Consider the following 18,758-nt stretch of genomic DNA (forward strand, 5'->3'; position numbering starts at 1 on the left):
TCACGGTTTTTCGATGCGACGCTGAATCAAATTGATGATCAGCAGCAAAATGAAGGAAACCACCAGCATCATCACGCCAATGGCCGTGGCGCCGGTGTAGTCGTACTGGTCCAGCTTGACCATGATCAGCAGCGGCAGGATTTCGGTTTTGAACGGCATGTTACCCGCGATAAAAATCACCGAGCCGTACTCGCCCACACCGCGGGCAAAGGCCAGGGCAAAACCGGTCAACCAGGCGGGCAGCAAGGCTGGCACCAGGATGTAGCGGAACACTTGCAGGGGCTTGGCGCCCAGGCAGGCAGCGGCTTCTTCGATTTCACGGGGGATATCGGCCAGCACTGGCTGCACGGTACGCACCACAAACGGCAGCGTGACGAACGTCAGTGCCAGGGTGATGCCCATCGGGGTGTAGGCAATCTTGAAACCTAGGTCGTTGGCGAACTGGCCGATCCAGCCGTTGGGGGCGTACAGGGCTGTCAGGGCGATACCGGCCACGGCAGTCGGCAGGGCAAACGGCAGGTCGATCATGGCATCGATGACCTTGCGTCCGGGGAAGGTATAGCGCACCAGCACCCAGGCCAGCACGGTGCCGATCACGCCGTTGATAATGGCGGCGACAAAGGCGGTGCCAAAGCTCAGTTGCAGGGCGGCCAGCACCCGGGGGGCAGTGATAATGGCCCAAAACTGGTCCCAGGTCAGTTGGGCGGCATGCACGAACATCGCAGCCAGCGGGATCAGCACAATCAGACTGAGGTACACCAAGGTGTAGCCCAGTGTCAGCCCGAAGCCGGGTATGACGGGGGAGATACGACGAGACATAAGAGTCCTTGGTTAACGCACGAAGCCCGCAACTCGGTCGCGGGCTCTATGTTCTAGCTTTCAGCGAGGCCAAAGGCCCCACCCCACAGGTTACTGCGCCTGGTAGATCTGGTCGAACACACCACCGTCATTGAAAAATTTCGGCTGCGCAGTTTTCCAGCCACCGAAGTCTTTGTCGATAGTCACAAGTTCCAGTTTCGGAAACTGCTGTGCGTACTTGGCAGCGATTGCTGCGTCACGCGGGCGGTAGAAATTTTTTGCAGCAATTTCCTGGCCGGCCGGGCTGTACAGGTGTTCGAGGTAGGCTTTGGCGATTTCGGCATTGCCCTTTTTATCGGCGTTTTTGTCGACTACAGCCACTGGCGGCTCAGCCAGGATCGACAGGGAAGGTACGACGATGTCGAATTTATCGGTACCGCCATCTTCCTTGAGTGCCAGGAATGCTTCGTTTTCCCAGGCCAGCAACACATCACCCTGACCGTTGTTGACGAAGGTGATGGTCGAACCGCGTGCACCGGTGTCCAGCACTGGCACGTGTTTGAACAGGGTTTTTACATATTCTTTGGCTTTTTCTTCGTTGCCGCCGTTGGCTTTCAGGCCGTAAGCGTAGGCTGCAAGGAAGTTCCAGCGCGCGCCGCCGCTGGTTTTAGGGTTCGGGGTAATGACCGATACGCCGTCCTTGGTCAGGTCGCCCCAGTCCTTGATGCCTTTAGGGTTGCCCTTGCGCACCAGGAACACGATGGTCGAGGTGTACGGGGTGCTGGCGTCCGGCAGGCGGGTTTGCCAGTTTTCCGGCAGCGAGCCCTTGTTCAGCCTGGCGATTTCGTCGATGTCACCGGCCAGGGCCAGGGTTACCACGTCAGCGCGCAGGCCGTCGACCACGCCGCGGGCCTGTTTGCCCGAGCCGCCGTGGGATTGCTGGATTTTGACGTTGTCACCCGGGTGGCTGGCTTTCCAGAACTGGGTGAACTCAGTGTTGTAATCCTGGTACAGCTCGCGGGTTGGATCGTAGGAAACGTTCAACAACTCGTAATCTTTGGCTACAGCGGAGCCAGCAAAAATGGCACTGGCCAGCGCGGCCAAAGCGTAACGGCGTAGGGACATAGGTGAGGCTCCAAAGCATTTTTTAATTTTTATTGAGCGCACTCAGGTGAATGCGCTTGAACGATTCAGGCGTTTTTCTGACTCGGGTTTTGCAGGCGGAATTTCTCTTTGCGTTCGATCTGCACCACTTGCGCGTTATGCACAGTGATTTCCACAGCACCAAAGCGCAGGTCTCGCAGCGCGCTCTGGATTTCCCGCAGGATGGTTGCTTCGTCCTGGCCGTCAACGCTACGCAGAGATGCGCTCATGGTGCTGCTCCTGAAAAATGGGGTGCCGACAGGGTTGCTGGCGTAGGGGCAATAGTAGTGAGGTGTAGATATTCTTAAAAATACTATTTAAGAATGTTTATATAACTGAAAGCTCAAAATAGGCGCTTGAGCACCATGTGTAGCAGCTGCCGAGGGCTGCGTCCGGTTGCGAAGCGACCGTAAATACTGCGCGCGATGTTTTTCTGACACAGCCCAGGGTTCGGTTTTACGACCGCGGCGCGGCCGGACGCAGCCTCGTTCCTTCGGCAGCTGCTACGAATTTCCCAGCGGCAAACTGGGACGCGACTACACTCCAACTGCCTTATAACGACAGGATGTTTTGCAAAGGTGGGAACTGTTGCTGGACAGTCAGCACAAGTGGGATCACCTTAGAGCGGCTGTCGTCTTTTCCTGCATAGTCTGGAGTCTTTATGTCGTTTACCCCTGAGTTGGTTGCCGAACTGGAAGTCCTTGCACTGTTTGACTTGGAAAGTACCCTTGAGGGCCTGAAGATTCATCAACATGCCGCGCCAGAAAAAGTCGCCGCGGCGCAGCGCCTGTTCGAGAAAAAACTGATCGATCAACCCGATGGTGGCTATCTGACAAGCCTGGGACGTGATGCTGCCGAAAGTGTCCAAGTACTGCTGTCGATTCTTGTTGAATCCAAAGAAGTTGCCTGACGCCACGCCCCGCCCTCGGGATCTGAACGATTAATGATTCCGCGGGCACACTTATCTCCGCCCGCACTGAACCAGAGAACTGAGCGACAGGTTCTCCAGCAGTTGCGTGGGCGCTTTTTGCGCGTCAATCAGGGTCGCCTGGCCCGAGCGGTAGAGGGGTTGGCCCCTCGCCAACAAGCGCTACTGAACCTGTTGGCGCTGCTCTTTCATATCAATCACCCGCTCTTGCCCGGTTATGTGTCTGACTGCACTCCCGCCGGGGTGTCGGGTTATAAACCTGACGCACTCGCCCTCGCCTCTGCCCGACATCTGGTTCACGACTTTTCTTGCAGCATGGGCAACGCTTGCCAGTCACAACCGATCCATGGACTTTTTTTGATGGGCAGCCTCGGCACATTGGCCCAGACCGCGCAAAGCGATATGGACGTGTGGGTTTGCCTCGCTCCGGACTTGAATGATGCCGCCGTGTCGGCCTTGCGCAAAAAATGCCGACGCCTGGAAGCCTGGGCGACGAGCCAGGGCTGTGAAGCACACTTCTTTTTGATCGATGCACAATTGCGCAACGACGAGGGCGACGAGCCACGACAGAGGTTGCTGCTCGATGAGTTTTATCGCACCGCCATCTGGCTCGCCGGGCGCACACCGATGTGGTGGTGGGTGCCGGTGCATGAGGAAGCGCGCTACGCTGAATTCGCCTGTGGGCTACTGGAAACAGGGGTAATCGACCGTGACGAAACCATTGATCTTGGCCACCTGGCCCATATTGCCCCCGGCGAGTTTCTGGGCGCCGGGCTGTGGCAATTGCTCAAGGGCATTGAGGCGCCCTACAAGTCGCTGCTCAAGCTGCTGCTGATTGAGGTGTACGCCAGCGAGCACCCGCAGGTGAGCTGCCTGAGCCTGGGGTTCAAACAGAGGGTGTACGCCAATCAACTGGACCTGGATGAGATGGACCCCTACGTGGTGGTTTACCGACGTATTGAGCGTTACCTGGAGGGCCGGGGTGAGTTGCAGCGACTGGAACTGGTTCGCCGCAGCCTCTACCTGAAGGTCGGCCACGAGTTGAGCAATGGCGAGGCAGGCATGTTGTGGCAGCGGCGGTTACTCAAGCGCCTGACCCGCGAATGGGGCTGGGATGAGCAGCACCTGGCAATGCTCGACAATCGCTCGCAATGGCAGGCGCAGCAGGTCAGTCATGAGCGTCGGGCCCTGGCCCGGGAGCTGAGCGTCAGCTACCGGTCTTTGCGTCAGTTTGCCCGTGACGAGCAAACGCCTGCGCTGTGACATGACTGATCCGGAAGGTCTTAAGCGCTGAAATCGCTTGCTGCTTTTGGCTGGTATTCCACTTCAAGCAGTTCCAGCTTGAGGGTCTTGCCACCGGGAGCAGGCCAGTTGATGTGCTGGCCAACTTGCAGCCCCAGCAACGCGCTGCCCACAGGGGCCAGAATCGAAATCTTGCCTTCGTCGGCGTTGGCGTCTTTTGGGTATACCAGCGTCAGGCGGTAGTCCTTGCCACTGCTTTCTTCGCGACAATGCACACGGGAATTCATGGTCACGACGCCGGCAGGCACTTCTTCGTGGCCAACGATGGTTTCGGCGCGATCGAGCTCGGCTTGCAGTGCCTCAATGCCAGGAGTCGTTTCTGGCAAGCTGTCGATCAATTGCTCCAGACGCTGTACGTCCAGGCGGGTGAGGATGAGTGGGGTTGGTGTGCTCATGACCTGGCAGACTCCTTTTTTCTGCACGAAAAAGCAAAACCCCGCCGGAATATGGCGGGGTTTTGACGAACCTCGTTAGTGCGAGGCGAACCCGGACACTACCACAGCAAAATAAATACACAAGCAGGGGGGACACTGCCCCCTGATTGCGTACGACGATTATCCGTAGCAGCTGCCGAAGGCTGCGTTCGGCGACGCAGTCGTCGTAAAGTCAGGCTCTGCGGTGTGTCAGTTGAACAAAGGGCTCAGGTTTTGCGATTGCTACGCAATCGAACGCAGCCTGCGGCAGCTGCTACGGGAGCCGCTGCCGCAATTGGGCCTGTTCACAAATCACCCGGCGCCGCTGGTCGTCTGCCGAGCGCCACTCGCGAATATCTTCAACGTGGCGAAAACAGCCCAGGCAGACTTTGTGCTCATCCAGCCGGCAGGTGCTGATGCAGGGGGACGGCACTGCCGGACTGACGTTACTGTAGAGCGGTTTTGCAGGTTTAGCAGAAGCGGTCACTGTCAGATCTCTTCAAATTCCAGCTCGGCGCCTGCGTGTTCCAGTGTCAGGCGCTGAACCATTTCGCTGAGCAGCTCGTCGCTTTTATCGCACTTCCACGAACTGCGTTTTTCATCGTAGTCGAAGTGAAAACCGCCGCTGGGGGCCGCCAGCCAGAGCTGCAGCAGCGGCGCCTGACGGCTGAAGATCAGGGCTTTGCCATTCTCGAACTTGATTGTCAGGATGCCGGCGGAATTCTCTACATCTACATCCAGATCAGAGTCATCAAAGATGTCTTCCAGATTTTCCTGGGTGGCATCGACCAGATCGTGAAAACGGGCTTCAGTCAAACTCATGGTGGAACCTCGTAATATCTAGTCATGCTCGGAGCTCGCAAGATACGGGCGCTCCAGGCCGATTGCAAACCCCATAACAGCCATCTGCCCGCGACCACTGATCATCCACACAGGACGTAACGCTCGGCCGCTCTGCTGCATAGGCAAGCTGGTGGGTGCTCGGTATACTCGGGCGCAATTAATGCTTTTCAAAGGATTTCGCCATGAAGCGCCTGATCTCTTCTATTGCTGCGCTCGTCGCGGTCGCCTGCCTTGTTTCTGCCTGTGGTCAAAAAGGACCGCTGTATCTTCCCGATGACAGCAAATCCCCTGAAGACCAAGCGAAGTCGTCGCAATCGCAATCGCACAAGCACCAATAAGGGAACACCATGGACGCTTTTAATTACCGGGACGGCGAGCTGTTCGCCGAAGGTGTTGCGCTGACGGCCATTGCCGAGCGTTTTGGCACGCCGACGTATGTTTATTCCCGGGCACACATCGAGGCGCAGTACAACGCTTTCGCCGATGCCCTGAACGGCATGCCGCACCTGGTGTGCTTCGCGGTCAAGGCCAACTCCAACCTGGGCGTGCTCAATGTCCTGGCGCGTCTGGGCGCCGGTTTTGACATCGTGTCCCGTGGCGAGCTGGAGCGTGTTCTGGCCGCTGGCGGCACGGCTGACAAGATCGTGTTTTCCGGTGTCGGCAAAACCCGCGATGACATGCGTCGCGCTCTGGAAGTGGGCGTGCACTGTTTCAACGTCGAGTCCACCGAAGAGCTTGAGCGCTTGCAGGTGGTGGCCGCCGAAATGGGCGTTCGCGCCCCGATTTCGCTGCGGGTCAACCCGGACGTCGATGCGGGAACCCACCCGTACATCTCCACCGGTCTGAAAGAAAACAAGTTCGGCATCGCCATCGCTGACGCCGAAGATGTCTACATCCGTGCCGCTCAATTGCCGAACCTGGAAGTGGTCGGTGTCGATTGCCATATCGGCTCCCAACTGACCACCCTCGAACCGTTCATCGACGCTCTCGACCGCCTGCTGGCACTGATCGACCGACTGGGCGATTGCGGCATCTACCTGCGCCATATCGACCTCGGTGGCGGCCTGGGCGTGCGTTACCGCGATGAAGAGCCGCCACTGGCCGGTGATTACATCAAGGCCGTGCGTGAGCGCCTCGACGGGCGTGACCTGGCGCTGGTGTTCGAGCCGGGTCGTTACATCGTGGCCAATGCTGGCGTGCTGCTGACTCAGGTCGAGTACCTCAAGCACACCGAGCACAAGGATTTCGCCATCGTCGATGCGGCGATGAACGATCTGATCCGCCCGGCCCTGTACCAGGCCTGGATGGACGTGACTGCAGTTCGCCCGCGTGACAGCGAAGCCCGCGCCTACGACATCGTCGGCCCGATCTGCGAAACCGGTGACTTCCTGGCCAAGGACCGCCAGCTGGCGCTGGCCGAAGGTGATTTGCTGGCCGTGCATTCGGCCGGTGCCTATGGTTTTGTCATGAGCTCGAACTACAACACCCGTGGCCGCGCCGCCGAAGTACTGGTGGATGGCGATCAGGCGTTTGAAGTGCGTCGTCGCGAGACCGTTGCCGAGTTGTTTGCTGGCGAAAGCCTGCTGCCGGAGTAAACCCATGTTGCTGCGTTTTACCAAAATGCACGGCCTGGGCAATGATTTCATGGTTCTCGACCTGGTCAGCCAGCACGCGCACATCCTGCCCAAGCATGCCAAGCAATGGGGTGACAGGCACACGGGTGTCGGCTTTGATCAGCTATTGATCGTTGAAGCACCGAGTAACCCGGAGGTGGACTTCCGTTACCGGATCTTCAACTCCGACGGTTCCGAAGTGGAGCAATGCGGCAACGGGGCGCGCTGCTTTGCGCGCTTCGTGCTCGACAAGCGCCTGACCACCAAGCGCCAGATCAAGGTCGAAACCAAGAGCGGCATTATCGAACTGAACGTGCGCAGCGATGGGCAAATCAGCGTCGACATGGGGCCGCCGCGCCTGGTTCCGGCAGATATCCCGTTTGTGGCCGACGCCCAGGCGTTGAGCTATGAGCTGGATGTCGATGGCCAGACCGTCGAGTTGGCTGCCGTTTCGATGGGCAACCCCCATGCGGTGCTGCGCGTAGACGATATCAACGCTGCACCGGTGCATGAACTGGGCCCCAAAATTGAACACCATCCGCGCTTTCCCGCACGGGTCAATGTCGGTTTTCTGCACGTGATAGATCGTCAGCGCGGGCAACTGCGGGTCTGGGAACGCGGCGCCGGGGAAACCCAGGCCTGCGGCACCGGTGCCTGTGCAGCGGCCGTGGCAGCCATCAGCCAGGGCTGGATGGACTCACCGCTGATCCTCGATCTGCCTGGCGGCCGGTTGTCCATCGAATGGGCAGGCCCTGGCCACTCTGTGATCATGACCGGCCCGGCCATGCGTGTTTACGAAGGACAAGTCCGTTTATGAGCGAGCGCAACCGATGACCGACAAGACGCAGCCAGCAGCACTCGACGTCCCTGTGGATAACTCGCAAGCCGCAACGGTTGCAGCGTATCTGCAGGAGCATCCGGATTTCTTCAGCCAGCGCGAAGAGCTGTTGCTGTCGCTGCGCATTCCGCATCAGCGTGGCGACACCATTTCGCTGGTGGAACGTCAACTGGAGCTGCTGCGCAGTCGCAATATCGAGATGCGTCATCGCTTGTCGCAACTGATGGACGTGGCCCGTGACAACGACCGTCTGTTCGAAAAAACCCGTCGCCTGAACCTGGCCCTGATGGACGCCACCAGCCTCGAAGAGCTGGTGATTGCCGTCGAAGACAGCCTGCGCCAGGACTTCCAGGTGCCCTTTGTCAGCCTGGTGCTGTTTGGTGACAACCCGATGCCGGTCGGCCGTTGGGTCAGCAGCGCCGATGCGCAACGGGCGCTGGGTGGCTTGTTGACTGAAGGCAAGACCGTCAGCGGCAGCTTGCGCGAGCACGAGCTGGACTTCCTGTTTGGCGAAGAGCAGCGCAAGCAAATCGGTTCCACGGCCGTGGTAGCCCTTAATCATCTGGGGTTGCACGGTGTACTGGCGATTGCCAGTCGCGATCCGCAGCACTACAAAAGCTCGGTGGGCACGCTGTTCCTCGGCTATATCGCCGAAGTGCTGGGCCGGGTGCTGCCGCGCTTTACCAACGCGCTGCGCTCGGTGCGCTAGATGGAACGGCAACTGGACGCTTACTGCATTCACCTGCGCAGTGAGCGCCAGGTGTCCCCGCATACGCTTGAGGCCTACCGCCGCGACCTGAACAAGGTGCTGGCGTTTTGCGCCAAGGAATCAATCCCCAGCTGGGCGGCACTGGATATCCAGCGCATGCGCCAACTGGTGTCGCGTCTGCATCAGCAAGGGCAGTCCTCGCGCAGTATTGCCCGTCTGCTGTCGGCGGTACGCGGGCTTTATCACTACCTCAATCGAGAAGGCCTGTGCGACCACGATCCGGCAAACGGCCTGGCCCCGCCAAAAGGCGAACGTCGCCTGCCCAAGACCCTGGATACCGATCGCGCCCTGCAATTGCTGGAGGGTGGTGTCGAGGACGATTTTCTGGCCCAACGCGATCAGGCCATTCTGGAGCTGTTTTACTCGTCGGGCCTGCGCTTGTCGGAGCTGACCGGGCTAAATCTGGAACAGCTGGATCTGGCTGACGGGCTGGTCGAAGTGCTCGGCAAAGGCAGCAAGACCCGCGTGCTGCCCGTCGGCAAGAAGGCCCGGGAGGCGCTTCAGGCCTGGCTGGCAGTGCGGTTGCTGGCCAACCCCAAGGACGACGCCGTATTCGTCAGCCAGCGTGGTACGCGCCTTGGGCCAAGGGCAATTCAAATGCGGGTCAAGGCTGCCGGTGAGCGTGAGCTGGGACAGAATCTGCACCCGCACATGCTGCGCCATTCATTTGCCAGCCATCTGCTGGAGTCCTCCCAGGACTTGCGTGCCGTGCAAGAGTTGCTCGGGCATGCGGACATCAAAACCACGCAAATTTATACTCATCTGGATTTCCAGCATCTGGCATCGGTCTACGACAGCGCCCATCCAAGGGCCAAACGCAGTAAGGACAGTGAATGACGATTGAGCTGATTACCTTCGACCTCGACGACACTCTGTGGGACACCGCCCCGGTGATCGTCAGCGCTGAAGCCGTGTTGCGTAACTGGCTGACGGATAACGCACCAAAATTGGGCGCTGTTGAGGCCGGGCATTTCCAGGCGATTCGCGAGCGGGTATTGAGCGAGGAGCCGCAGCTCAAGCACCGGATCAGTGCCCTGCGTCGGCGCATTCTGTTTCATGCGCTGCACGGTGCGGGTTACGCCAACGCTGCGTCTTTGGCCGATGATGCCTTTGAGGTGTTTATTGAGGCGCGTCACGCCCTGGACGTATTCCCCCAGGCCGAGCCGACCCTGATGGTGCTGGCACGGGATTACGCCCTGGGTGTGGTGACCAACGGTAACGCCGATGTGCGAAGAATAGGTTTGGGCCATCACTTCAAGTTTGTGTTGTGTGCTGAAGACATTGGCATTGCCAAACCGGACGCGCGCCTGTTTCACGAAGCGCTGGCGCGCGGTGGCGTGGCAGCAGGGGCGGCGGTGCATGTGGGCGATCACCCCGGTGACGATATTGCCGGAGCGCAATTGGCAGGCCTGCGTGCAGTGTGGTTCAACCCCGGCGGCAAGCACTGGGACGGGGACAAGGCTCCCGATGCGGAAATTGGCTGTTTGAGCGAGTTGCCGCTGGTGTTGAAGCACTTGTAACTGTGGGAGCGGGCTTGCTCGCGTTGCAGGCACCGCGGTCGCCAGACAAACCGGAATGTTGCAATCACGATAAGCCCGCGCCACAGGGATGTGAAGTTTTCCAACGCCCACAAAAAAACCCGCAGCGACGGCGGGTTTTTTCTTCAAGCATGCAAGCGGTCCTTATCCTTAGATAGGACGGCTGCCGTACTTGTTGTCAGGCTTTTTGGGCGGGTCAGCCACCACATTGGCCTCAACTTCCTGCACCTTGCCGCCCTTGGACAAAAACTCTTCCATGGCGCGGGCCAGAGCATCACGCTCCTTGTTTTTAGCTTCTACGCTCGGCAGGTCATCAACCGACACAGCGGCCTTTGACTTGCCTTTGGCCGCAGGGGCCGGCGCATCATCGCCACCATCGTCGTCTGCAACATCCTCGGCGGCCGTTTCCAGGCCCTCTTCGGTATCGTCGTCTTCGCCTACTTCGAGGTCATCGTTTTCCAGATCGTCGTCGCTCATGTTCTACCCCATGACATACGTATAGCAGATTAGTTATAGACCAGCTGTGGCGACTGTCGACCACCGCTGGTGAAAAAGTAGCCTTGGGCAAACCGCGGCTTACGCCTCTTCATCGTTGTAAGGTGAAGAGGGTTTGGCGAATACCACCATCATCACGGCATCCGCCTGAATTAACACCTCGCCAGGCGCCCTGTGCCGAATGCTCCAGCACACGGATCACGGGCCTTGAAAGCGTCGGGAGATCATCCTCGCCTTCGTCGTACTCGAGCATTGTTTTCTGCCCTCGGCGCGCATTCTAGCGTGCTGAAGAAAAAAGCAAAGCGGCTAATAGTCGAGTTGTGTCGCAAGCACGGGTCGCATAAACAAGCGTAGAACTTCGCAACCCCAATAACCTGTAGGGGAAATCATTTCATAGCACCGAATATCGCCTTATTACCGGCAAAAAAAAACCCGGCACGCCGGGTTTTTTTATAGAGGGAACCTTACAGGTTGTAACCACGCTCGTTGTGCTGAGCCAGGTCGAGGCCCACAGCCTCTTCCTCTTCTGTCACGCGCAGCCCCATCACGGCATCCAGTACCTTGAGGATGATGAAGGTGACGATCGCGGTGTAGACCACAGTGAAGGCTACGCCCTTGAACTGGATCCAGACTTGCGCTGCGATGTCGGTCACGGTGCCGAAGCCGCCCAGTGCCGGGGCTGCAAACACGCCGGTGAGGATTGCACCGACGATACCGCCGATACCGTGCACACCGAACGCATCCAGCGAGTCATCGTAGCCCAGCTTGCGCTTGAGGCTGGTGGCGCAGAAGAAGCAGATCACGCCAGCCGACAAGCCGATCACCACCGAGCCCATCGGGCCTACGGTGCCGGCAGCCGGGGTGATTGCCACCAGGCCTGCTACCACGCCCGAGGCGATGCCCAGTGCGCTAGGTTTGCCATGGGTAATCCACTCGGCAAACATCCAGCCCAGGGCTGCGGCTGCGGTGGCGATCTGGGTCACCAGCATGGCCATGCCGGCAGTACCGTTGGCGGCCGCTGCAGAGCCTGCGTTGAAGCCGAACCAGCCGATCCACAGCATGGCAGCGCCCACCAGGGTGTAACCCAGGTTGTGTGGCGCCATCGGGGTGCTTGGGTAGCCTTTGCGCTTGCCGAGCACGATGCACGCTACCAGGCCGGCGATACCGGCGTTGATATGCACCACAGTGCCGCCCGCAAAGTCGAGTACGCCCCAGTCCCACAGCAGGCCGCCGTTGCCGCTCCACACCATGTGCGCAATCGGTGCGTACACCAGGGTGAACCACACGCCCATGAAGATCAGCATGGCGGAGAATTTCATGCGCTCTGCAAAGGCACCGACGATCAGCGCCGGGGTGATGATGGCGAAGGTCATCTGGAAGGTGATGAACACGGCTTCCGGGAACAGCGCGGTGGATGAGGTCAGGCTTTCAGGCGTTACACCCGCCAGGAATGCTTTGCCAAACCCGCCGATAAAGGAATTGAAGTTGGTGACGCCCTGCTCCATGCCCGTGGTGTCGAACGTGATGCTGTAGCCGTAAATGACCCACAGAATGCTGATCAGACCGGTAATGGCGAAGCACTGCATCATCACGGAAAGAATGTTTTTGGAGCGCACCATGCCGCCGTAGAACAGCGCCAGGCCGGGAATGGTCATAAACAGCACCAAGGCTGTAGCAGTCAGCATCCAGGCGGTGTCGCCGGAGTTGAGGACTGGAGCAGCCACTCCGTCTGCCGCCATGGCCAGGCCAGGCATTACGACGGACAACAGGGCTCCGAGCCCTGCGATTTTACGCAGAGTCATAGTGTTTTCTCCTGGGGCGTTGGGTTTGGCGGCTTAGATTGCGTCGGTATCGGTTTCGCCGGTACGGATGCGAATAGCCTGTTCCAGATTGACTACGAAAATCTTGCCGTCACCAATCTTGCCGGTGTTGGCAGCCTTGGTGATCGCCTCGATAACCCGATCAAGATCCTTGTCGTCAATGGCGACATCAATCTTCACCTTTGGCAGAAAATCGACCACATATTCCGCACCGCGATACAGCTCGGTATGGCCCTTCTGACGGCCGAAGCCTTTGACCTCAGTAACGGTAATGCCTTGTACGCCGATCTCAGACAGCGACTCGCGCACGTCATCCAACTTGAACGGCTTGATAATGGCGGTGACTAGCTTCATGAAACTTCTCCCGAATTGGTGGACTTGCCCCAGGAAAACAAACCCGGCTCAAGTCTAAGCGCAGTGTCTGGCTTTGTAACGCATCGTCAGCCTTCTTCAGGCTGTACAACGTGTGTAAATCGCTGGTGACGAAAACACTCCTTGAACCACCTGCCGCACTGCCTTCGTCACAGCTACTGCATCAGTGCATGAGTCATGTTGGTCTTAGCAGAAACCTTGCCATGTCTGGAAAAATCAATAATTACAGCGATTTAGAGGAAGTTGATGGCTTTTTGCCTGATTTCTCGGGGTATTTGTGCTCGAAGATGGTGCGAAGCTTGCGGGGGTGGTGCGCGAAAAATGTGCAGAAAGCCCCCGCCAATGGGGGCCTACACCCCGTGATACACTCGTCACCATCAGTTTTAAGGACCTTATCCATGCTCGCGCCCAAAGATTTTCTCGACGCCCTTGGCGGCCACGCCTCCCGCTTGTTCAGTGGCGAAACCGCGCTGCCGCGCAATGAAATCGAAAGCCAGTTCAAAGCCTTGCTGCAAAGCGGTTTCAGCAAGCTTGATCTGGTGAGCCGCGAAGAGTTCGACAGCCAGATGGTGGTTTTGGCGCGCACCCGTGCTCGCCTCGAAAGCCTGGAGGCCAAAGTGGCCGAAATGGAAGCAAGGCTGTTGCCGCCGAGCGAATAACGCTCAAAGGCGGTGCATTCGCCTGTATTAACAAGGATGTTTTTATATGCTGGTGATGAACCCGCTAGTGCCCGAGATGATCGTCTCGGACCTTTCGCGCAGTCTGCATTTTTACTGTGAAGTGCTCGGTTTCAAGATCGAGTACCAACGGCCCGAGCATCTTTTTGCGTTTCTGTCATTCCATGGCAGCCAGTTGATGCTGGAACAGGACGACCTCGAAGAGTCTTCCTGGCGGGTCGGCCCGCTGGAGCAGCCGTTCGGCCGGGGCATGAACCTGTCGATCAAATGCCCGGATGCCGATTGCCTGATCGAGCGCCTGCAAGCCGCTGGCCACACCCTGCGCAAACCCCTGGAAGAACGCTGGTACCGCAGCAATAAAGTGCTGTTTGGCGAGTGCAACTTTTTGGTGCTCGACCCCGATGGCTATTTGTTGCGCTTTGCCGAGGATCTGGGGACCCGAGCGCTGGAGCAGTGAGTCAGGCGCAGTGGTGAATGGGTTGCACCTGTTCGCGAATCGCTGCACCGCGGTCGATTTCTGCTGTGCGCAGGTCGTAAGTGGTTTGCAGGTTAAGCCAGAACTCCGGGGTGGTTGCCAGGCAAATTGACAGGCGCAGTGCCATATCGGCACTGACGCCACGGCGCTGCAGCACGATATCGTTGACCGTCGGCGCGGACACCCCCAGCGCCCTGGCCAAAGCAGCAGACGAGAGGCTCAGGGGCTCAAGGTATTCTTCCTTGAGAACTTCACCCGGGTGAACCGGGCGCATGCCATTTTTGATCATGATGACCTCATTGGTAATCAGCTATTTCTACTGCTTCAGGGCCATTGGCGCCCCAGACGAAGCAGATTCGCCATTGTGCGTTGATGCGGATGCTGTGCTGGCCCTTGCGTGTACCGCTGAGAGCCTCGAGCCGGTTGCCAGGTGGTGACGCTAGATCTGTCAGCACGCTTGCAGCGTCCAGCATGGTTAATTTTCATTCAATGACATTGAGAATGTCTGACCATAAGCGCGTCTTGCCATTTCGATACAGACTTTCAGTTCTGTTGCATTTAAAACTTACAATCATGATTAATGAATAACGTTATTGATTAATAGTAGGGTCTTATAATTTTTTCGCCACCGCACTTTGGCAGTTCATTGGCCGTGCTCCCATACCCGTTAACATCCCGTATCCATTCCATGCCTGCCCCTGGCTTGAGATTCGCGCACCATGGTTTTTTTGCGAACTCAAGGAATGAGTCATGGCTCTGGCGATTGTTTACAGCCGCGCCCAGGTGGGTGTCGAGGCGCCTGCCGTTACGGTCGAGGCGCATCTGGCCAATGGGTTGCCTGCGTTGACGCTGGTTGGTTTGCCCGAAACAGCGGTCAAGGAAAGTAAAGACCGGGTACGCAGCGCAATCATCAACTCCACCCTGGATTTCCCGGCCCGGCGTATCACCCTCAACCTCGCGCCCGCCGACCTGCCCAAGGACGGCGGGCGTTTTGATGTGGCCATTGCCCTGGGCATTTTGGCGGCCAGCGGGCAACTGCCGGCTGTGGCGCTGGAGCAGGTGGAGTGTTTGGGCGAACTGGCGCTATCGGGCGCAATCAGGCCAGTGCAGGGCATATTGCCTGCCGCCCTGGCAGCAAGGGCCGCAGGCCGGGCGCTGGTGGTACCGCAGGCCAATGCCGAAGAAGCCTGCCTGGCCTGCGGGCTGACAGTAATTGCGGCCGAGCACTTGTTGCAGTTGGTGGCCCATTTCGCAGGTCGGGAGGTGATAGAGCCCTATATCCCCAGCGGCTTGCTGCATATCAGCAAACCCTATCCCGACCTGAGCGATGTCCAAGGGCAGCTTTCGGCCAAACGGGCATTGCTGGTCGCTGCTGCTGGCAGTCACAACCTGCTGTTTACCGGGCCGCCGGGCACGGGTAAAACCTTGCTGGCCAGCCGCCTGCCCGGCTTGTTGCCACCGCTCAATGAGCAAGAGGCGCTGGAAGTGGCCGCCATTCAGTCAGTGGCCAGCCAGGTGCCATTGAACTGCTGGCCACAGCGACCGTTTCGCCAACCTCATCATTCGGCCTCGGGGCCGGCGCTGGTGGGCGGCGGCTCCAAACCGCGGCCCGGGGAAATAACCCTGGCCCATCACGGCGTATTGTTTCTGGATGAGCTTCCCGAGTTTGATCGCAAGGTTCTGGAAGTCTTGCGAGAGCCCATGGAAAGCGGCTTTATCGTGATTGCACGGGCGAAAGATCGCATGCGTTTTCCGGCGCGCTTCCAACTGGTTGCGGCGATGAATCCCTGCCCCTGTGGATATCTTGGCGAACCCACTGGCCGCTGCCGCTGTACACCGGAGCAAATCCAGCGCTATCGCAACAAACTTTCCGGCCCGTTGCTCGATCGCATCGACCTGCACCTGACCGTAGCCCGCGAGACCACCTCTCTCAACCCGCCGCTTGCCTCAGGTGACACCACGGCCAACGCCGCCGGGCTTGTGGCTGCAGCGCGTGAGCGCCAACTGCAACGTCAGGGCTGCGCCAATGCCTTTCTCGATCTGCCGGGCGTGCGAACCCAATGCCGCTTGAGCGATATGGATAACAGCTGGCTGGAGGCGGCTTGCGAGCGCATGACCTTGTCACTGCGAGCGGCACACCGACTGCTGAAAGTGGCAAGGACCCTGGCGGACCTGGAGCAGGCACACAATATAGAGCGCAAGCATCTCGCAGAGGCGTTGCAATATCGGCCATTCAGTGGCTGATTATGGCGGTCAGTGCAACTGCTCAACGGTTGGCAACACCATGGCGGCGACTTCCTGCTGCAAAAAGTCGCTGAGCCGACGCAAACGCTCGCCCCCGGGACGGGTCTTGGGCCAAACCAGATAGTAATTATCGCCGCTGGCCACGGCAGCAGGGAACGGCAGGCTCAGGCGCCCCTGGGCAACGTCTTCGGCCACCATCAACAAATCCCCCATGGAAATGCCGTAGCCCCGGGCGGCGGCAATCATGCCCAGCTCCAGGGTGTCGAAAACTTGCCCGCCCTTGAGTGACACTTGCCCGCCCAGGCCCATGCAGTCGAGCCAACGCCGCCAGTCGCGGCGGTCAGGCGTAGGGTGCAGCAGCTCAGTGCTCGCCAGGCGTGTGACGTCCCATGGCGCGTCGCCCTGAATGGCGGGCGCACCGACCGGGATCAGCATCTCCGGGAACAGCAGCGTGGCCTCCCAGTCAGGCGGAAAGTGGCCGTTGCTCAACAGCACTGCACAGTCGAATGGCTCGTGATTGAAATCCACATGGTCAATGTCCATCCAGGCACTGGTCAGTTGCACCTCATTGCCGCTCTGCAAGTGGCGAAAGCGGCTCAGGCGGGCCAATAACCAGCGCATGGTCAGGGTCGAGGGGGCTTTCATGCGCAAGATGTCATCTTCGGCGCGCAAGGTAGTACAGGCGCGTTCCAGGGCGGCAAAGCCTTCGCGCACTCCCGGCAGCAGCAAGCGCGCGGCTTCGGTGAGTTGCAGGCTGCGCCCGCTGCGCTGAAATAACCGGCAGGCGAAATGCGCTTCCAGGGTTTTGATATGGCGACTGACAGCGCTCTGGGTAATGGACAGCTCTTCTCCCGCCCGGGTGAATGAACTATGGCGAGCTGCAGCCTCAAAGGCGCGCAAGGCGTAAAGCGGAGGAAGGCTACGAGCCATTACTCATATTCCTATAGCTCAAAAGGTGATGGCACAGAAGGCAAGATCAACCATGAGTTTAAATCATGCCAATGATCGTTTTTATCCCTTTGCTTAAAACACTCAACGCGCCGAGAATCAAGCCTTTCAACGCACCTATAGAAATTTCTACAATGACCAAACAGCATCCTGCACGTATCGAACTCTCGGCCATTATGAGGTTGGCCGGGCCGCTGATCGCTTCGCAGCTGGCTCACATGCTGATGGTACTCACCGATACCCTGATGATGGCGCGCTTGAGCCCGGAGGCTCTGGCTGGCGGGAGCCTGGGAGCGGCCAGCTACTCGTTCGTGTCGATTTTCTGCATTGGCGTCATCGCTGCCGTGGGCACGCTGGTGTCGATTCGCCAGGGCGCAGGGGATATCGAAGGGGCGACCCGTCTAACCCAGGCCGGGTTGTGGCTCGCCTGGGCACTGGCGCTGGGCGGCGCGGTAATGCTGTGGAATATCAAACCGCTGTTGTTGCTGTTTGGTCAGACGCCCACCAACGTTGAAGCGGCTGGCCAGTTTCTGCTGCTGCTACCGTTTGCCCTGCCCGGCTATATGACTTTTATGGCCCTGCGCGGCTTTACCAGTGCAATGGGCCGGGCCACACCGGTGATGGTGATCAGCCTGATCGGTACCGTGGCCAACTTTGTGCTCAATTACGCGCTGATTACCGGCATGTTCGGCCTGCCAAAACTGGGCTTGATGGGTATCGGCCTGGTCACGGCGATTGTGGCGACCTGCATGGCGCTGGGGTTGGCCTGGCATATCCATCGGCATCCGGCCTACAACGCGTACCCGATCAGCAAGGGCCTGTCGCGGATCAATCTGACTTATCTGCGGGAACTGTGGCGGCTCGGCCTGCCGATTGGCGGGACCTATGCCGTGGAAGTGGGTTTGTTTGCCTTCGCAGCACTGTGCATGGGCACCATGGGCAGCACACAGCTGGCAGCGCACCAGATCGCACTGCAAATCGTATCGGTGGCATTTATGGTACCTGCAGGCATGTCGTACGCGATCACCATGCGTATTGGCCAGCACTATGGTGGTGGTGACTTGCAGCGGGCGCGGCTGGCAGGACGGGTCGGTATCGGTTTTGGTGCATGTGTGATGCTCGGGTTTTCCGTGGTGTTCTGGTTTTGGCCAAGGGATCTGGTGGGGTTGTTCCTCGATTACAACGACCCTGCATTCCGTCCGGTATTTGAGCTGGCCGTCAGCCTGCTGGCGGTAGCGGCATGGTTTGAGCTGTTTGATGGCGCACAAACCATCGCCATGGGCGCGATTCGCGGGCTCAAGGATGCCAAGACCACCTTTCTGGTGGGGCTGTTCTGCTATTGGGTGATTGGCGCGCCAATGGCCTGGATGCTGGCCTTTACCTTCGGTTGGGGCCCGGCAGGTGTCTGGTGGGGGCTGGCGACGGGCCTGGCCTGTGCAGCGATCAGCTTGACCCTGGCGTTCGAGTGGAAGGTACGGCGCATGATCAAGCTGGAGCGCAAGGCGGCGAAAATGGCGGGCGTAGCTGTGTAGCAGCTGCCGA

General features: G+C 58.9%; 22 protein-coding genes and 2 pseudogenes. 12 read left to right on the forward strand and 12 right to left on the reverse strand.

Annotated features, from left to right (window positions below):
- From cysT to oscA, 3 genes are all read right to left on the reverse strand, one after another.
- Positions 1 to 819 carry a sulfate ABC transporter permease subunit CysT gene (gene cysT, locus EQV96_RS15450; RefSeq protein ID WP_095017851.1) on the reverse strand — a complete coding sequence of 273 codons (819 nt, stop codon included), beginning with the start codon at positions 817 to 819 and terminating at the stop codon, positions 1 to 3.
- Between the two features lie 90 nt (positions 820 to 909).
- Positions 910 to 1,923, reverse strand: coding sequence for a sulfate ABC transporter substrate-binding protein (locus EQV96_RS15455; RefSeq protein ID WP_095017852.1), 1,014 nt, complete (start codon positions 1,921 to 1,923; stop codon positions 910 to 912).
- A gap of 65 nt (positions 1,924 to 1,988) precedes the next feature.
- The gene (gene oscA, locus EQV96_RS15460; RefSeq protein WP_016782652.1) at positions 1,989 to 2,171 is read right to left on the reverse strand and encodes a sulfur starvation response protein OscA; all 183 of its coding nucleotides are present in this window, start codon (positions 2,169 to 2,171) and stop codon (positions 1,989 to 1,991) included.
- Positions 2,172 to 2,602: 431 nt separating this feature from the next.
- Between oscA and EQV96_RS15465 the strand changes: the two genes are divergently transcribed.
- Both EQV96_RS15465 and EQV96_RS15470 read left to right on the forward strand, forming a co-directional pair.
- Positions 2,603 to 2,851, forward strand: a complete 249-nt coding sequence (locus tag EQV96_RS15465) for a TIGR02647 family protein (protein WP_094999754.1) — start codon at positions 2,603 to 2,605, stop codon at positions 2,849 to 2,851.
- A 33-nt stretch (positions 2,852 to 2,884) separates the two neighbouring features.
- Positions 2,885 to 4,129: pseudogene (locus EQV96_RS15470) on the forward strand (class I adenylate cyclase); the annotation flags it as partial.
- Positions 4,130 to 4,152: 23 nt separating this feature from the next.
- Here the strand turns inward: EQV96_RS15470 and rnk are convergent.
- From rnk to cyaY, 3 genes are all read right to left on the reverse strand, one after another.
- Complete coding sequence (gene rnk / locus EQV96_RS15475; RefSeq protein WP_019828269.1) at positions 4,153 to 4,566, reverse strand: nucleoside diphosphate kinase regulator; 414 nt, start codon at positions 4,564 to 4,566, stop codon at positions 4,153 to 4,155.
- A gap of 292 nt (positions 4,567 to 4,858) precedes the next feature.
- Complete coding sequence (locus tag EQV96_RS15480) at positions 4,859 to 5,077, reverse strand: DUF1289 domain-containing protein (protein WP_153326713.1); 219 nt, start codon at positions 5,075 to 5,077, stop codon at positions 4,859 to 4,861.
- A complete protein-coding gene (gene cyaY, locus EQV96_RS15485) occupies positions 5,074 to 5,406 on the reverse strand; it encodes an iron donor protein CyaY (protein ID WP_094999751.1) in 333 nt (110 codons plus the stop codon). Before cyaY ends, EQV96_RS15480 begins: the two co-directional genes overlap by 4 nt.
- Before the next feature lie 203 nt (positions 5,407 to 5,609).
- Here cyaY and EQV96_RS15490 point away from each other — a divergent pair, with 203 nt between their 5' ends.
- The 6 genes from EQV96_RS15490 to EQV96_RS15515 are packed head-to-tail and all read left to right on the forward strand — an operon-like array spanning position 5,610 to position 10,167.
- A complete protein-coding gene (locus EQV96_RS15490; protein WP_019828266.1) occupies positions 5,610 to 5,765 on the forward strand; it encodes a lipoprotein in 156 nt (51 codons plus the stop codon).
- 9 nt (positions 5,766 to 5,774) lie between these two features.
- Positions 5,775 to 7,022: a diaminopimelate decarboxylase gene (gene lysA, locus EQV96_RS15495; protein ID WP_094999750.1), complete on the forward strand. Its 1,248-nt coding sequence runs from the start codon at positions 5,775 to 5,777 to the stop codon at positions 7,020 to 7,022.
- 4 nt (positions 7,023 to 7,026) lie between these two features.
- Positions 7,027 to 7,857 (forward strand): diaminopimelate epimerase, encoded by an 831-nt coding sequence (gene dapF / locus EQV96_RS15500; RefSeq protein WP_094999749.1) that lies wholly within the window; start codon positions 7,027 to 7,029, stop codon positions 7,855 to 7,857.
- Positions 7,858 to 7,870: 13 nt separating this feature from the next.
- Entirely contained in the window at positions 7,871 to 8,587 is a 717-nt protein-coding gene (locus EQV96_RS15505; RefSeq protein WP_094999748.1) for a DUF484 family protein, read from the forward strand.
- Positions 8,588 to 9,484, forward strand: a complete 897-nt coding sequence (xerC, locus tag EQV96_RS15510) for a tyrosine recombinase XerC (protein ID WP_094999747.1) — start codon at positions 8,588 to 8,590, stop codon at positions 9,482 to 9,484.
- On the forward strand, positions 9,481 to 10,167 hold the full coding sequence (locus tag EQV96_RS15515) for an HAD-IA family hydrolase (protein WP_094999746.1): 687 nt from the start codon (positions 9,481 to 9,483) through the stop codon (positions 10,165 to 10,167). Before xerC ends, EQV96_RS15515 begins: the two co-directional genes overlap by 4 nt.
- 168 nt (positions 10,168 to 10,335) lie before the next feature.
- Here EQV96_RS15515 and sutA read toward each other — a convergent pair whose 3' ends face one another.
- The 3 genes from sutA to glnK all read right to left on the reverse strand — a co-directional run bounded on the left by sutA (position 10,336) and on the right by glnK (position 12,854).
- Positions 10,336 to 10,662, reverse strand: coding sequence for a transcriptional regulator SutA (gene sutA / locus EQV96_RS15520; RefSeq protein ID WP_094999745.1), 327 nt, complete (start codon positions 10,660 to 10,662; stop codon positions 10,336 to 10,338).
- 482 nt (positions 10,663 to 11,144) lie between these two features.
- Positions 11,145 to 12,482 (reverse strand): ammonium transporter, encoded by a 1,338-nt coding sequence (locus EQV96_RS15525; RefSeq protein ID WP_094999744.1) that lies wholly within the window; start codon positions 12,480 to 12,482, stop codon positions 11,145 to 11,147.
- Positions 12,483 to 12,515: 33 nt separating this feature from the next.
- Positions 12,516 to 12,854 (reverse strand): P-II family nitrogen regulator, encoded by a 339-nt coding sequence (gene glnK, locus EQV96_RS15530; RefSeq protein ID WP_002555808.1) that lies wholly within the window; start codon positions 12,852 to 12,854, stop codon positions 12,516 to 12,518.
- Between the two features lie 416 nt (positions 12,855 to 13,270).
- On the opposite strand from glnK, the gene EQV96_RS15535 reads away from it, so the two are divergent.
- Both EQV96_RS15535 and EQV96_RS15540 read left to right on the forward strand, forming a co-directional pair.
- The gene (locus EQV96_RS15535; RefSeq protein WP_094999743.1) at positions 13,271 to 13,531 is read left to right on the forward strand and encodes an accessory factor UbiK family protein; all 261 of its coding nucleotides are present in this window, start codon (positions 13,271 to 13,273) and stop codon (positions 13,529 to 13,531) included.
- Positions 13,532 to 13,577: 46 nt separating this feature from the next.
- Positions 13,578 to 14,006, forward strand: coding sequence for a VOC family protein (locus EQV96_RS15540; protein WP_240882173.1), 429 nt, complete (start codon positions 13,578 to 13,580; stop codon positions 14,004 to 14,006).
- Position 14,007: 1 nt separating this feature from the next.
- Here the strand turns inward: EQV96_RS15540 and EQV96_RS15545 are convergent, their stop codons facing one another.
- Complete coding sequence (locus EQV96_RS15545; protein ID WP_094999741.1) at positions 14,008 to 14,313, reverse strand: HigA family addiction module antitoxin; 306 nt, start codon at positions 14,311 to 14,313, stop codon at positions 14,008 to 14,010.
- Positions 14,314 to 14,320: 7 nt separating this feature from the next.
- Positions 14,321 to 14,599, reverse strand: a pseudogene (locus EQV96_RS15550) (type II toxin-antitoxin system RelE/ParE family toxin).
- 175 nt (positions 14,600 to 14,774) lie between these two features.
- Between EQV96_RS15550 and EQV96_RS15555 the strand changes: the two are divergent.
- Positions 14,775 to 16,268, forward strand: a complete 1,494-nt coding sequence (locus tag EQV96_RS15555; RefSeq protein WP_095020503.1) for a YifB family Mg chelatase-like AAA ATPase — start codon at positions 14,775 to 14,777, stop codon at positions 16,266 to 16,268.
- Positions 16,269 to 16,277: 9 nt separating this feature from the next.
- Here EQV96_RS15555 and EQV96_RS15560 read toward each other — a convergent pair whose 3' ends face one another.
- On the reverse strand, positions 16,278 to 17,198 hold the full coding sequence (locus EQV96_RS15560; protein WP_094999739.1) for a LysR substrate-binding domain-containing protein: 921 nt from the start codon (positions 17,196 to 17,198) through the stop codon (positions 16,278 to 16,280).
- A 152-nt stretch (positions 17,199 to 17,350) separates the two neighbouring features.
- Between EQV96_RS15560 and EQV96_RS15565 the strand changes: the two genes are divergently transcribed.
- Entirely contained in the window at positions 17,351 to 18,748 is a 1,398-nt protein-coding gene (locus tag EQV96_RS15565) for a NorM family multidrug efflux MATE transporter (protein ID WP_138738390.1), read from the forward strand.
- Positions 18,749 to 18,758 lie beyond the last annotated feature (10 nt).

It is taken from the genome of Pseudomonas sp. TMW22080 (assembly GCF_022496745.1).
Lineage (GTDB): Bacteria > Pseudomonadota > Gammaproteobacteria > Pseudomonadales > Pseudomonadaceae > Aquipseudomonas > Aquipseudomonas bubulae.